General features: G+C 62.1%; 11 protein-coding genes. 6 read left to right on the top strand and 5 right to left on the bottom strand.

Annotated elements, in window-relative coordinates; genetic code table 11:
- Positions 1 to 45: 45 nt before the first annotated feature.
- The 5 genes from AC07TV_RS20795 to AC07TV_RS20815 all read left to right on the top strand — a co-directional run bounded on the left by AC07TV_RS20795 (position 46) and on the right by AC07TV_RS20815 (position 4,497).
- On the top strand, positions 46 to 519 hold the full coding sequence (locus tag AC07TV_RS20795) for an ankyrin repeat domain-containing protein (RefSeq protein ID WP_494650284.1): 474 nt from the start codon (positions 46 to 48) through the stop codon (positions 517 to 519).
- Positions 513 to 1,010 carry a DUF411 domain-containing protein gene (locus tag AC07TV_RS20800; protein ID WP_494650285.1) on the top strand — a complete coding sequence of 166 codons (498 nt, stop codon included), beginning with the start codon at positions 513 to 515 and terminating at the stop codon, positions 1,008 to 1,010. The genes AC07TV_RS20795 and AC07TV_RS20800 overlap by 7 nt, the downstream gene beginning before the upstream one ends.
- A 176-nt stretch (positions 1,011 to 1,186) precedes the next feature.
- The gene (locus AC07TV_RS20805; protein ID WP_494650286.1) at positions 1,187 to 3,709 is read left to right on the top strand and encodes a hybrid sensor histidine kinase/response regulator; all 2,523 of its coding nucleotides are present in this window, start codon (positions 1,187 to 1,189) and stop codon (positions 3,707 to 3,709) included.
- A gap of 37 nt (positions 3,710 to 3,746) precedes the next feature.
- Positions 3,747 to 4,082 carry a hypothetical protein gene (locus AC07TV_RS20810; RefSeq protein WP_494650287.1) on the top strand — a complete coding sequence of 112 codons (336 nt, stop codon included), beginning with the start codon at positions 3,747 to 3,749 and terminating at the stop codon, positions 4,080 to 4,082.
- 127 nt (positions 4,083 to 4,209) lie between these two features.
- Positions 4,210 to 4,497, top strand: a complete 288-nt coding sequence (locus tag AC07TV_RS20815; protein WP_494650288.1) for a hypothetical protein — start codon at positions 4,210 to 4,212, stop codon at positions 4,495 to 4,497.
- Between the two features lie 78 nt (positions 4,498 to 4,575).
- Here AC07TV_RS20815 and AC07TV_RS20820 read toward each other — a convergent pair whose 3' ends face one another.
- The 5 genes from AC07TV_RS20820 to AC07TV_RS20840 form a co-directional block, all read right to left on the bottom strand.
- A complete protein-coding gene (locus AC07TV_RS20820; RefSeq protein ID WP_494650289.1) occupies positions 4,576 to 5,835 on the bottom strand; it encodes an FAD-dependent oxidoreductase in 1,260 nt (419 codons plus the stop codon).
- Complete coding sequence (locus tag AC07TV_RS20825; protein WP_494650290.1) at positions 5,832 to 7,052, bottom strand: ABC transporter permease; 1,221 nt, start codon at positions 7,050 to 7,052, stop codon at positions 5,832 to 5,834. Before AC07TV_RS20825 ends, AC07TV_RS20820 begins: the two co-directional genes overlap by 4 nt.
- Positions 7,053 to 7,131: 79 nt before the next feature.
- The gene (locus tag AC07TV_RS20830) at positions 7,132 to 7,833 is read right to left on the bottom strand and encodes an ABC transporter ATP-binding protein (protein WP_494650291.1); all 702 of its coding nucleotides are present in this window, start codon (positions 7,831 to 7,833) and stop codon (positions 7,132 to 7,134) included.
- The gene (locus AC07TV_RS20835) at positions 7,833 to 9,083 is read right to left on the bottom strand and encodes an efflux RND transporter periplasmic adaptor subunit (RefSeq protein WP_494650292.1); all 1,251 of its coding nucleotides are present in this window, start codon (positions 9,081 to 9,083) and stop codon (positions 7,833 to 7,835) included. Before AC07TV_RS20835 ends, AC07TV_RS20830 begins: the two co-directional genes overlap by 1 nt.
- On the bottom strand, positions 9,080 to 10,465 hold the full coding sequence (locus tag AC07TV_RS20840) for a TolC family protein (RefSeq protein ID WP_494650293.1): 1,386 nt from the start codon (positions 10,463 to 10,465) through the stop codon (positions 9,080 to 9,082). Before AC07TV_RS20840 ends, AC07TV_RS20835 begins: the two co-directional genes overlap by 4 nt.
- A 243-nt stretch (positions 10,466 to 10,708) precedes the next feature.
- On the opposite strand from AC07TV_RS20840, the gene AC07TV_RS20845 reads away from it, so the two are divergent.
- On the top strand, positions 10,709 to 11,752 hold the full coding sequence (locus AC07TV_RS20845; protein WP_494650294.1) for a quinone-dependent dihydroorotate dehydrogenase: 1,044 nt from the start codon (positions 10,709 to 10,711) through the stop codon (positions 11,750 to 11,752).
- The last annotated feature ends 6 nt before the right edge of the window (positions 11,753 to 11,758 follow it).

Below are 11,758 nucleotides of genomic sequence, written 5' to 3' on the forward strand. Positions count from 1 at the left end.
CGCAAGCGGCAACAATCGCCAGATCAACCATTTCCGGATGCCCGCATGAAGCGCCTGCTCTCCCTGTTTTTCGCTGCCAGTCTCGCCTTCCCGGTGTTTGCCGAGGTACTGAGTTTCGACCGGCCGATCCATGATGCCGCGCGGGCCGGTAGCGGTAACGACGTTCGCCGCCTCCTCAAGGCCGACCCGAAACAGCGTGAAATACGCACGGAACAAGGCTCGACCCCCTTGCACCTGGCCGCCACCAACCCGGATACGACAGCCATGCAGGCGCTGATCGCCGCTGGCGCCAATGTAATGGCCCGTGATAACGACGGGGCAACGCCGCTGCACATGGCTGCCTATTCGAGCCGGGCCAAGAATGTCCAGATGCTGCTTGAAGCCGGCGCCGACCCTTTTGCCAAGACTGACAACGGCCGCGACCCCGGCTCGATGGCGCGCAAGGTCAAGGCCGACGAAGCGGCCGGCGTCCTTTCGCTGTGGGTACTCAAGGGCTGCAAGGCCGGCCAGCCATGCTGAAGGCCATTCCGCTGTTGCTCGCCATCTTGGCAGGCAGTGCTGGCGCCGAGCCGGTAGCCCCGCTGCCTTCGGTTGAAGTGTTCACGCCAACGGTCTGCCTGACTTGCATCGAATGGGCTGAGCACCTGCGCCAGAACGGCTTCCCGGTCAAAGTGACGCCGACGGTCGACATGGATGCATTGAAACGCCGCCTCAAGGTGCCGAAGGACATGGAATCGGTGCCCAGTGCCCTGGTTGCCGGCTATTTCATTGAAGGCCATGTGCCGGCCGAGGACATCAAGCTGCTTCTCAGTGAAAAGCCGCGCGCCCTTGGCCTCGCTGTTCCCGGTCTGCCGCAGGGCGCGCCGGGCCGGGAATTCTCGAACCCGACCTGCGAAACGGCGTGCACGATGCTCGACAAGGAAGGCGTCGAACAAACCGTCCGCCGCGAATTTTTCGAGACTTTTCTGGTTGACCGCAAGGGCAGGCCCTCCCGCTTTGCCCGCCACTGAGCGGCACAGCACCAGACAGACTGCCACCAAACGCGCCGGGAGTGCAATAATCAAGGTTTTGTAAACGCACCCCAACTCCCGGTTGCATCAACTTGTCCCAACCCGCATCCTTAATCGCAGCGTCCATTGATTCACGGAAATCGGCTTTCCGTTTTTTTGGCTTGTTGATACTTGGCGTGTTACTCATCAACGCCGTGATGATTTCGGTCAGCGTCGTCAATCTGCTCGATCACAAGAAACGCACGGTGGAACAGGTGGTTGGCATGACCGACAACCTGGCTGCACTACTCGAACTGAACGTGGCCGACTCGGTCCGCCGCATCGATCTCGGACTTCTCGACATTGTTGACGCGCTGGAGGGCAGGTTCAAGGACGGGCACATCGATGCCGACCAAGTCCGGCAAATGCTCAAGCTGCATGAGCAGCGTCACCCGGCCGTTGATGCCTTCCGGGTCAGCAATCAGCATGGCAAGGTCGTCTGGGGCAAAGGCATAACGCCCGAAACCACTGTCACCTATGCCGACCGCTCTTTCTTCGAAGAGCATCAGCGCAGGCCGGGGGAAAACCTGATCATCTCCGAGCCGATCCTGGGGCGTGTATCCAAAATATGGGTCGTCGCTCTGACCCGCTCGTATCGGAATGCCGATGGCTCTTTCGCCGGAGTTGTCACCGCCGCGGTCAATCTCGAGCATTTCACCGGGGTGCTATCCACTATCAAACTGGGCGAGCATGGATCGGCCCTCATCCGTCATCAGAATTCCGCTTTGCTGGCCCATTTCCCGCCTGTCGACGGGCCGGCAGGGCAGGCCGGCAATCGACTGGTCCCGCCGGAATTCAAGGCCCAACTGGATGCTGGGAGCCAAACCGGGATTTTCCACACGGCCAATATGCCGGATGGCGTCGAGCGGACCTATACCTTCCGTCGTGTTCCGCAAACCCCCTTTTTCGTCGCGGTCGGCATGGCCCCGCGTGATTATCTGGACGACTGGAATATCGAATTGCGTAACGCGATGTTGCTCATTCTCGGATTCCTGACGGCGACAGTGCTTGGCGCCTGGTTGTTGCGACGTTACTGGCAGAAAATCCAGAATCAGACCCTGTTTCTCGAGACGTTGATCGAGAGCATCCCGGTCCCGCTCTTCTACAAGGACACAACCGGTCGCTATCTGGGCTGCAACCACGCTTTTGAGGATTCGCTGGGCAAATCCCGTCACGACATTATCGGCAAATCCGTTTTTGACATGGCGCCACCCGACATAGCCCAGCGCTACAAGGAAAAGGACGACGAGTTGTTCAGTCAGCCCGGCACCCAGACCTACGACTGGTTGACCGTCAAAGGCTGCGAGGCGCGCAATGTCATCTTCCACAAAGCCACTTTCCGTCGCGTTGACGGTGAAATAGCCGGACTGATCGGGGCGGTAACGGACGTCACCGAACTCAAGCAAGCTCACGCCGAGCTGCAGACGCACCGTGACAATCTGGAGCGGCTGGTGGCCGAGCGTACGGCAGAATTGCAGCAAACCAAGGAAGCTGCCGAAGCGGCCAGCCTGGCGAAAAGCACCTTCCTGGCCAACATGAGTCATGAACTGCGCACCCCGATGAATGCCATCCTCGGCATGACCGGGTTGGCGCTGCGCAAGGCCGCAGACCCCAAATTGCAGAATCAGCTCGGCAAGATCGAGCTTGCTGCCAATCACCTGCTCAGCGTCATCAACGACATTCTCGACATCTCGAAAATCGAGGCCGAGCACATGCATCTGGAGCATATAGATTTCCGCATCGGTGAAGTGCTCGACAATCTGCGCAGCCTGATTGGGCAACGCGCCGCCGACAAGGGGCTGCACCTGGAAATTGACTCGCCCCCCGACGTCGCCGGCCTGTTGCTCAATGGCGATCCGTTTCGTCTTGGCCAGATTTTGCTCAATCTATCGGCCAATGCGGTCAAATTCACCAACCAGGGCGGGATCGTTGTCCGCATCCGGCTTTCGGACAGCATCGCCAACGCCGTCGTATTGCGCTTCGAGGTCACCGACAGCGGCATCGGCATCGCGCCGGAAGATCAAAAGCACGTTTTCAACGCCTTCGAGCAAGCCGATGGTTCGATGTCCCGGAAATACGGCGGGACCGGCCTCGGCCTGGCCATCAGCAAGCGTCTCGTCAAATTGATGGGCGGCGACATCGGCCTCGAAAGCGCACCGGGTGTCGGCAGCACATTCTGGTTTACCGTAAGGCTGCAGCAGGTTTTGGCAGACGCCCGACCGCCGGTAATGCAATTCAAGTACTCGTCGGAAACGATGATCAAGGAGCGCTTCTCGGGCACCCGGGTCCTCCTCGTCGAGGACGAACCGATCAATCAGGAAGTCTCAATGTGCCTGCTCGAAGAAGCGGGGCTGTCGGTCGACCTGGCCGAGGACGGTCTGGTTGCAGTGGCCATGGCGCGCCAGACGCACTACGCACTGATCCTGATGGACATGCAGATGCCGAGGATGAATGGCGTCGATGCGACGCGGGCAATCCGGTCCTTGTCCGGCTATGAGGACACGCCCATTCTGGCGATAACCGCCAACGCTTTCGAGGAGGACCGGCAGATTTGCATCGAAGCCGGCATGAACGACCACATCGGCAAACCGGTCGCCCCCGACCTGCTGTTCGACACCTTGCTCAAATGGCTGAGCAGCCACCCGTTCGCGTTGCGCTAACGACACGCGATTCCTCCTCACCTGACAACCTCGCGCCATGGAACAGACACTCCCGGAAAACCACCCTGACATGATCAGGATTGTGCAAGCCGCTCATCGCGACATTGCCCCGAAACCGCCGAAAGGCCAGGCCAACTCGCTGGCCAGCGCCCTGACCGCGGCCCTGGGCAATGCCCCGGGCAACGATGAAGACCTCGAGAACATCGAGTTTCTGGTCTATGTCCTGTCGGTCAATCGGGCCTCTGGCGATATTGACGACGACGCTTTCGAACGCTTGCTACAGCGCATCGAGACCCGGCAAGGCCGGGCCGAGCTGACCCGGCAATTCACCGAGGAACTGGAGTCTGAACACGGCTACGAGGACGAAGACTGACATCTCCGGAGTGACTCCCGCCCAGCGCGACGGACAGACCGTTACACGCTGCTACACAACGCTCGTCATCGCCAACGCCAACCTGATCGTTAAGCAGACATAGCACCTCAAACCCTGCGGAGAGATCATGATCCACAACCCCAATACCGAATCCACCCTGTTCATCGAGTCGCTCAAAGGCGCCGGCGTCGCCATCAGCAAGGAGCGCGAAGTGATTGAACGCCTGGAAGAAGCCCGCGAATGGCACTATGCCTTCACCACGCTGGTCAAGCAGGGAGACCGGATCGGCATCAGCTTCATGGCCAACCCGGACATGAAATCGGCCGAATTGTCGGCTGAACTGCAGCGCGTCTTTGCCCAGTACAGTTTTTCCGACCAGACCGAATCAATTTTTGAAGCCAGGCTTCTGCACTGATAGCCAAAGCGCCGGCAAACATTTGCCCAGCCGGGAACCGACCACAAGAGCCAGAGCTGTCATCTGGCTCTTTGCTTTTCAGGGACGCAGAAAGTCGCGGTACATGGCCTCGGCCCAGGCGCTGTCTTCGCCGGCCGGATTCGGCTCGCGCACCTGTTTGACCTGCTGCATCAGGAAGCCGTCGCCGCGCTGCCGGTAGCTGGCCTCGATGCGGGTGTATTCCAGCGGCTCGACGCTGCTCACGACGTGACAAACGCTTTCCGGCAACAACGCCGGATGCGTCTTGCCGGTCGCACTGGCAGCAATCTGCCGGGCAACGATGGCGCCCATGCGGTTGGCGACATGGCCTGTTTTCGGGTAATGGCCAAATACCGGCGAAACGAGGCCAGCCGCATCGCCGATGATGAATACCCGCTGGTCTGCCACGCTGCGAAAATCGAGCCCGCCCTGGTCGGCCCAGCCTGTCGAGTTTCCACCAGCATCGCGACGAATCAGGCCGGCCTGCCAGAGCAGCCCGGCTGCTTCCTGCGGCGGTGAGAGCATGGCTTCGTCGAAGCGAATGTCGTCGATATCGGTGCTCACCGTCTTGCGTGCCGGATCGATCTGACGAACTCTGGCGTGGTCCAGGTAGGTGACCTGCGCCTTGAAACGTTCGAGCAAAATGGACTTGAAGGCCGGCATCATCGGGTTGGGATCGATGATGACCAGCTTGCCCGGAATTTTCTGCGTCTTGAGCCACCAGGCGATCAGCATCGCCCGCTCGTAGGGCGCCGGCGGGCAACGGTAGGGCGCTGGCGGGATGGTCATCAGCAGATCGCCGCCCTTGAACCCGGCGAGGCGTTTCTTGAGCGTCGGCAGGTCGGCGGCATTGAGCATGGCACCTGAATAGTGCTGGCGCAGCTCGGCCACGACCTGCGGATCGTTGACCTGCCAGGCGGCGTAGTTTTCGCGGATGCCGGGGGCCAGCACCAGCCAATCGTAGGGCAGGCGACCGGCAGACGTGTTTACCGTGCGCTGAGCACGGTCAATGCTGTCGACGCTGGCCGGCACGAAGCGGTAGCCCCAGCGGGCGGCCAGCGCGGCGTAGTCATGCTTTTCGATGCTGCTGTTGCCATGATCGACCAGCCAGCGGTTACTCAGGGCGAACGAGGTGAAGGCCGACTGGCGGTCGACGAGCACTACGTCAATTTCCGGGGCCAAGCGGCGAAGATGACTGGCTGCCGCCAGCCCACCCCAGCCGCCACCGACGATCACCACCCGCTCGCCAGCCGCGCGTAATGGCCGGACCAAGGGCAGCATCCCGGCTGCAAGCAGGAACTGGCGGCGCCCTGCCCTCATTGGTAGCGTAGCGCCTCGATCGGGTCGAGCTGCGCCGCCTTCTGGGCCGGATACCAGCCGAAGAAAATGCCGACGCCGGCCGCGACAGCAAAGGCGATGAGCGCCGCGCTGCCGGAGACGACGATGACCATGCCGGTGAAGAAATTGATGCCGAGCGCGACGCCGAGGCCGATGAGCAGGCCAAGCAGACAGCCGGCAAAGGAAATCATCACGGCTTCGAGCAGGAACTGGCTCAGGATGTCCTTCTGCCGGGCGCCGATGGCCATGCGGATGCCGATTTCGCGCGTCCGTTCGGTGACCGAAACGAGCATGATATTCATGATGCCGATGCCGCCGACAAGCAGCGAAATCGAGGCGATGGCGCCGAGCAGGATGGACATGGTGCGCGTCGTTTCGGCCTCGGATTCGGCCGCCGCCGACAAGTTGCGCATGAAGAAATCGTCCGGCATGCCGTCGCGCAGGCGGTGGCGCTGACGCAGGAGGCTGGTCACGCTGTCCATGACTTTCGGCATCGTTTCGGCCGAATCGGCCTGAATCATGATCATCCGCACCGAACCCAGGAAAGGCGTGCCGAAAACCTTGCGCTGGGCGGTGCTCAGCGGAATGATCACGGTGTCGTCCTGGTCGCGGCCGTCGAGGTTCTGCCCCTTGCTGCCGAGCACGCCGATGACCAGAAAAGGGTTCTGCTGGATGCGCATGGTCTTGCCAACCGGGTCTTCGGCGCCGAACAGGTTCTCGGCCACGGTCTTGCCGATGACCGCCACCCGCGTCGACGAACGCACATCCGAATCGCCGAAGCCGGCCCCGTTGACGATGCTCCACGCCCGCGCCTCGAGATAGGCCGGGGTCGTGCCGACGATCTGCGAACTCCAGTTCTGCGAGCCATAGACCAGTTGCCGGGAACCTTGATGCGTTGGCGCCACGTTGGCGACACCGTCGAGTTCGGCAATCGCCTCGCCATCGGCCACGTTGAGCGTCGGCCCGCCGGCCGAGCCGCTGCGCACGCCGGCCGTGGTGAAGGAGCCCGAAAGGACGATGAAGAGGTTCGAGCCCATCGTGCTGATCGTCTGCTGTACGGCATACTGCGCGCCCTGCCCGATGGCCATCATGATGACCACGGCGCCGACGCCGATGACCATGCCGAGCATGGTCAGCGCCGTCCGCAGGCGGTTGGCGCCCATGGCCAGCCAGGCTTCGCCGAGCATCGCTTTCAACACGGGGAAACCTCACGGTTGCGGCTTTTTGGTGATTCCCACGGTCGACTGGAAAAATTGGTCAAAATTGAAATGTCCGCCCTCATGCCGGTGCGTGCTCCGTCAGGTGATCGCTGACGATCTCGCCGTCGAGAAACTTGACCTGCCGCTTGGCGTGGGCCGCGATGTCCGGCTCATGGGTGACGAGCACAATCGTGATGCCCTCGGCGTTAAGTTCGCCGAACAGGCGCATGATTTCCTCGCTGGTGTGGCTGTCGAGATTGCCGGTCGGCTCGTCGGCGAGAATCAGGCGCGGCGCATTGACCAGCGCCCGGGCGATGGCGACGCGTTGCTGCTGGCCGCCGGATATCCGGTTGGGCAGGGATTCGGCGTACTGGCCGAGGCCAACCTTGGCGAGCATTTCGCGCGCTCTGGCCCGCCGCGATTCCTTGTCGGCGCCGGCATAGACCAGCGGCAACGCGACGTTGTCCTGCAGGCTCATGCGCGGCAGCAGATTGAAGCCCTGAAAAACGAAGCCCAGCGTCCGGTTGCGCAGGATGGCCAAGGCGTCCTTGTCCATTTGCGCGACATTCTTGCCGGTCAGAAAGTAGTCGCCCATGGTCGGCGTATCGAGGCAACCGAGCAGGTTCATGAAAGTCGATTTGCCCGAGCCGGACGGGCCCATGATGGCGATGTATTCGCCGGGCTGGATATCAAGATTGACGCCCTTCAGCGCTGGGAACAAGCCCGCCGCCGTTTCATAGGATTTGCCCAGGCCGACAACCCGGATAACTGGTTCAGTCATCAGAACATCCGCATGCCGACGCTGGACGGCTTGCCGGTCTGCCCGCTACCGTTCTCGCCGGTAACGATGCGGTCGCCCTCCTTCAACTCGCCGCCGACGATTTCGGTGTTGCGGTTGTCGGTGATGCCGAGCTGGACGCTGACCGGTTTGAGTTCCTCGCCGGTCAGCACATAAACCGTCCCGCTCTGGCCATCGCGCTTCTTGCCCTTGCCGGCACCAGCCTTGGCGGCGCTGCCATCGGAACCGGCACCCATGCCCGGTCCGACGCTCGAGGGTCCTGCGGTCGACGGCGATTTTTGGCCATTTTCGGATTTTTTCTCACCGCCATCGGCCGGTTTGAAGCGCAGCGCGGCATTCGGCACGAGCAGCGCGCCCTCGCGCTTCTGCACGCCGATATTGACGTAGGCCGTCATGCCCGGCAACAGCACCTGCTCGGGGTTGGCGACGTTGATGCGAACGTTGTAGGTCACCACATTCTGCTGATTGGTCGGATTCAGGCGAATCTGTTGCACATCACCGACGAAACTGCGGCTCGGGAAGGCATCAACCGTGAAACGCGCCTTTTGCCCCTCGCGGATGTTGCCGATATCGGCCTCGGCAAAGCTCGTGTCGATGCGCATTTCCGACAGATCCTGGGCGATCTTGATCAGCGTCGGCGTCTGGAAGCTGGCCGCTACCGTCTGACCGAGATCGACGACGCGGTCGATGACGACGCCGTCGACCGGCGAGCGGATCACCGTGAAATTGAGGTTGGCCCGGTCGCGCTCGTTCTGCGCCTTGGCCAGCGCCAGTTGCGCCCGGGCCGATTTGAGGGCCTGGATGGACTGGTCGTATTCCTGTTTCGAGACGTATTCCTGGGCAATCAGCGACTTCATGCGCGCCTCGTTGGCCTGCGCCAGTTCCAGCGTCGCTTGGGCATTGACCACATTCGCCGCGCTCTGCCGCTCGGTGGCCGAGACCAGCGCATCGTCAAGTTCAAGCAGCGGCTGGCCCTTCTTCACCTTGTCGTTGAAGTCGACGTAGAGCTTTTTCACCGTACCCGACACCTGCGTACCGACGCTGATCAGCACCACCGGATTGAGCGTGCCATTGGCCGACACCGTCTGCGTCACGCCGCCCTTCTCGACCGTCGCCAGCTTGTAGCGGGTTTCCGGGTTCTGTGCCGCGCGCTGCTTGCTGTACCAGACGCCGCCGCCGATCAGGCCGGCAATCACCGTGACACCAAGCAAAATCTTGCCGATTTGTTTCATGGTCTTCCTTCCGCCGCCGGTTGCAGCAGCGTGTAATCGAGCGCGCCCATGGACTGAGCCAGCGTGGCGCGATAAACATTCCAGTCGAGCTGCGCCTGAATGCGCTGCAGGCGGGCGCTGGCCAAGGCACTCTGCGCCGACAGCAAATCAAGTACGGTACCGACGCCAGCCTTGTAACGGCCAAGCGCGACGCGCTCCGACTGCTCGGCGCTGGCCACCAGATCAGCCGAGGTCTTCAGGCTTTGCGTCGCCGTCGTCAGGCTCTGGTAGGACTTCCAGACATCGAGGGCGATCTGGTTTTTGATCCGGTCGCGCTGCGCGGCGCGCACGTCGGCCTGCGCCGCGGCCGAACGCACGCGGTAAGTCGTGTCGAAGCCGGCAAAGATCGGCACGTTGAGCGTCAGGCCAATGCTGCCACCCTGCGTGACGACGCCGGCGGTGTTTTGCCAGCTCGGTCCGGCAGCCAAGGAAACGGTCGGCCGGCCCTGGGCGCGGGCCAGATCAACGCTAGCCTCGGCCGCCTTGAGCTGCGCCTCGGCCGCCTTGAGATCAGGCCGCCGGGCCTGCGCCTCGGCAATCATGGCATCGACTTCCTTCTGGAAAGCCAGCTCGGCCGGCAAGGCCGGCAGTTCAGCCAACGCGATTTTTTGCTGCGCCTCAAAACCGAGCGCATTGGCCAGCGCCCCCAGCCCGTTGCGCGCCTCGCCCTCGGCCCGGATGCGATTGAGCGTCGCCTGCGACAGCGCCGTCTGCGCCTGCAGGCGATCAGCCGGCGTGGCGACGCCGACGTTGTAGCGCGCATCAGCGGCCTGAAAACTCTCACGCGCCGAACGCTCGGCCTCGCTCGCCGAAATCACCGCCGCCTGCGTCGCCTGCGCCGTGTAGTAGGTCTGCAGTGCGGCGAGGAACAACGACTGGACCGTCGCATCCTGCGTCGCCGCGGCCGCATTGAGTAATTGCTGCGCATTCTCGACATTGGCCGAACGCTGACCGAAATCGATCAGCAGCCAGGACAGCGTCAGCGCAGCGGCCCGCCGGTTATACGAACCATCGTCATACTGAAAACGCGTCGCGCTGGCGCTGGCATCGAGATTCGGCAACCAGCCGGCCCGGGCGACGCCGACCAGCGCCGCCTGCACCCGCGCCGAGGCCCACACTTCGCGCGTCTGCGGATGGTTGCACAAGGCCAGATCGACCGCATCGAGGGCCGTCAGTGGCGTGACCGGCAAAGCCGTGGCACAGGGCGCTTCGCCAACCCGGGCAGCCAGACTGGGCGACACCTTGAGCGGCGCCATGGCATCTGTGCCAAACGGATCGTCCAGACCACCCGCCCAGGCGGGAAATGCCACGGTCAACAGGAAAAAACAGGGTAAAAATCGCATGGACGGAAGTTTAGCCTCAGCCTGACAGATCAGTCGTTACAGTTTGTTTCCGGCAGCAATGCCTGGCACCGCTCGCAACCAGCCGTCCGGGGTCAATCGCCAGCGCTTGCCAATGTTCCGGGCAAGCTGATTATCGCCAGCTCTGGCGGGCTTCGCCAACCCCGGAAATCAAGAAAAACGTACCGCGAATGATGCTGATTCGCCGGGCAAGGGTACCGGCATTGCGGTAAAATCGCGCCCACTATGCTCTATCCCCTTATCCGCAAGTTCTTTTTCGCTCTCGACGCCGAAACCGCTCACGGCATTGGCATGAATGGCATCGATTTCCTCAACGCCGCCGGCTTCTCCTGCCTGGTCGCCAAAAAGGTCGCCGCCTGCCCGGTCGACGTCATGGGCCTCAAGTTCCCGAATCCGGTCGGCTTGGCCGCCGGCCTCGACAAGAATGGCGACCACATCGATGCGCTGGCCAAGCTCGGCTTCGGTTTCATCGAAATCGGCACGATCACGCCGCGCCCGCAGGATGGCAACCCGAAGCCGCGCCTCTTCCGCATCCCGGAAGCGCAGGGCATCATCAACCGGATGGGCTTCAACAACGCCGGTGTCGACAAGCTGCTGGAAAACGTCCGCGTAGCCGAATTCCCGAAAAAGGGCGGCATCCTCGGCATCAATATTGGCAAGAACGCCACGACGCCAATCGAGAAGGCCGCCGACGACTACCTGATCTGCCTCGACAAGGTGTACAACGACGCCAGCTACGTGACGGTCAACATTTCGTCGCCGAACACCAAGAATTTGCGCGAACTGCAGAAGGACGAGGCACTCGACGACCTGCTGTCCCAGCTCAAGGCCAGACAGCTGCAACTGGCCGACCAGCACGGCAAATACGTGCCGATGGCCCTCAAGATCGCCCCCGATCTCGACGACGAACAGATCACCGCCATCGCCGACGCACTACGTCGTCACCGTTTCGACGGCGTCATCGCGACCAACACCACGCTGTCACGCGACGGCGTCGAAGGCCTGCCGAATGGCGCTGAAACGGGCGGCCTGTCGGGCAAGCCGGTTTTCGCCAAATCGACCGCAGTGCAGAAAAAACTGTCGATTGCCCTGGCTGGCGAACTGCCGATCATCGGCGTCGGCGGCATCATGGGCGGCGAAGATGCAGCCGAAAAAGTCCGCGCCGGCGCGAGCCTGGTGCAGTTCTACAGCGGTTTCATCTACCGCGGCCCCGATCTGGTGGCCGAAGTGGCGGAAACCCTGGCCCACGTCATGCGGAAAACCAGCTAAAGCCAC

The sequence above is a fragment of the Azonexus sp. GW821-FHT04F04 genome (genome assembly GCF_059420025.1).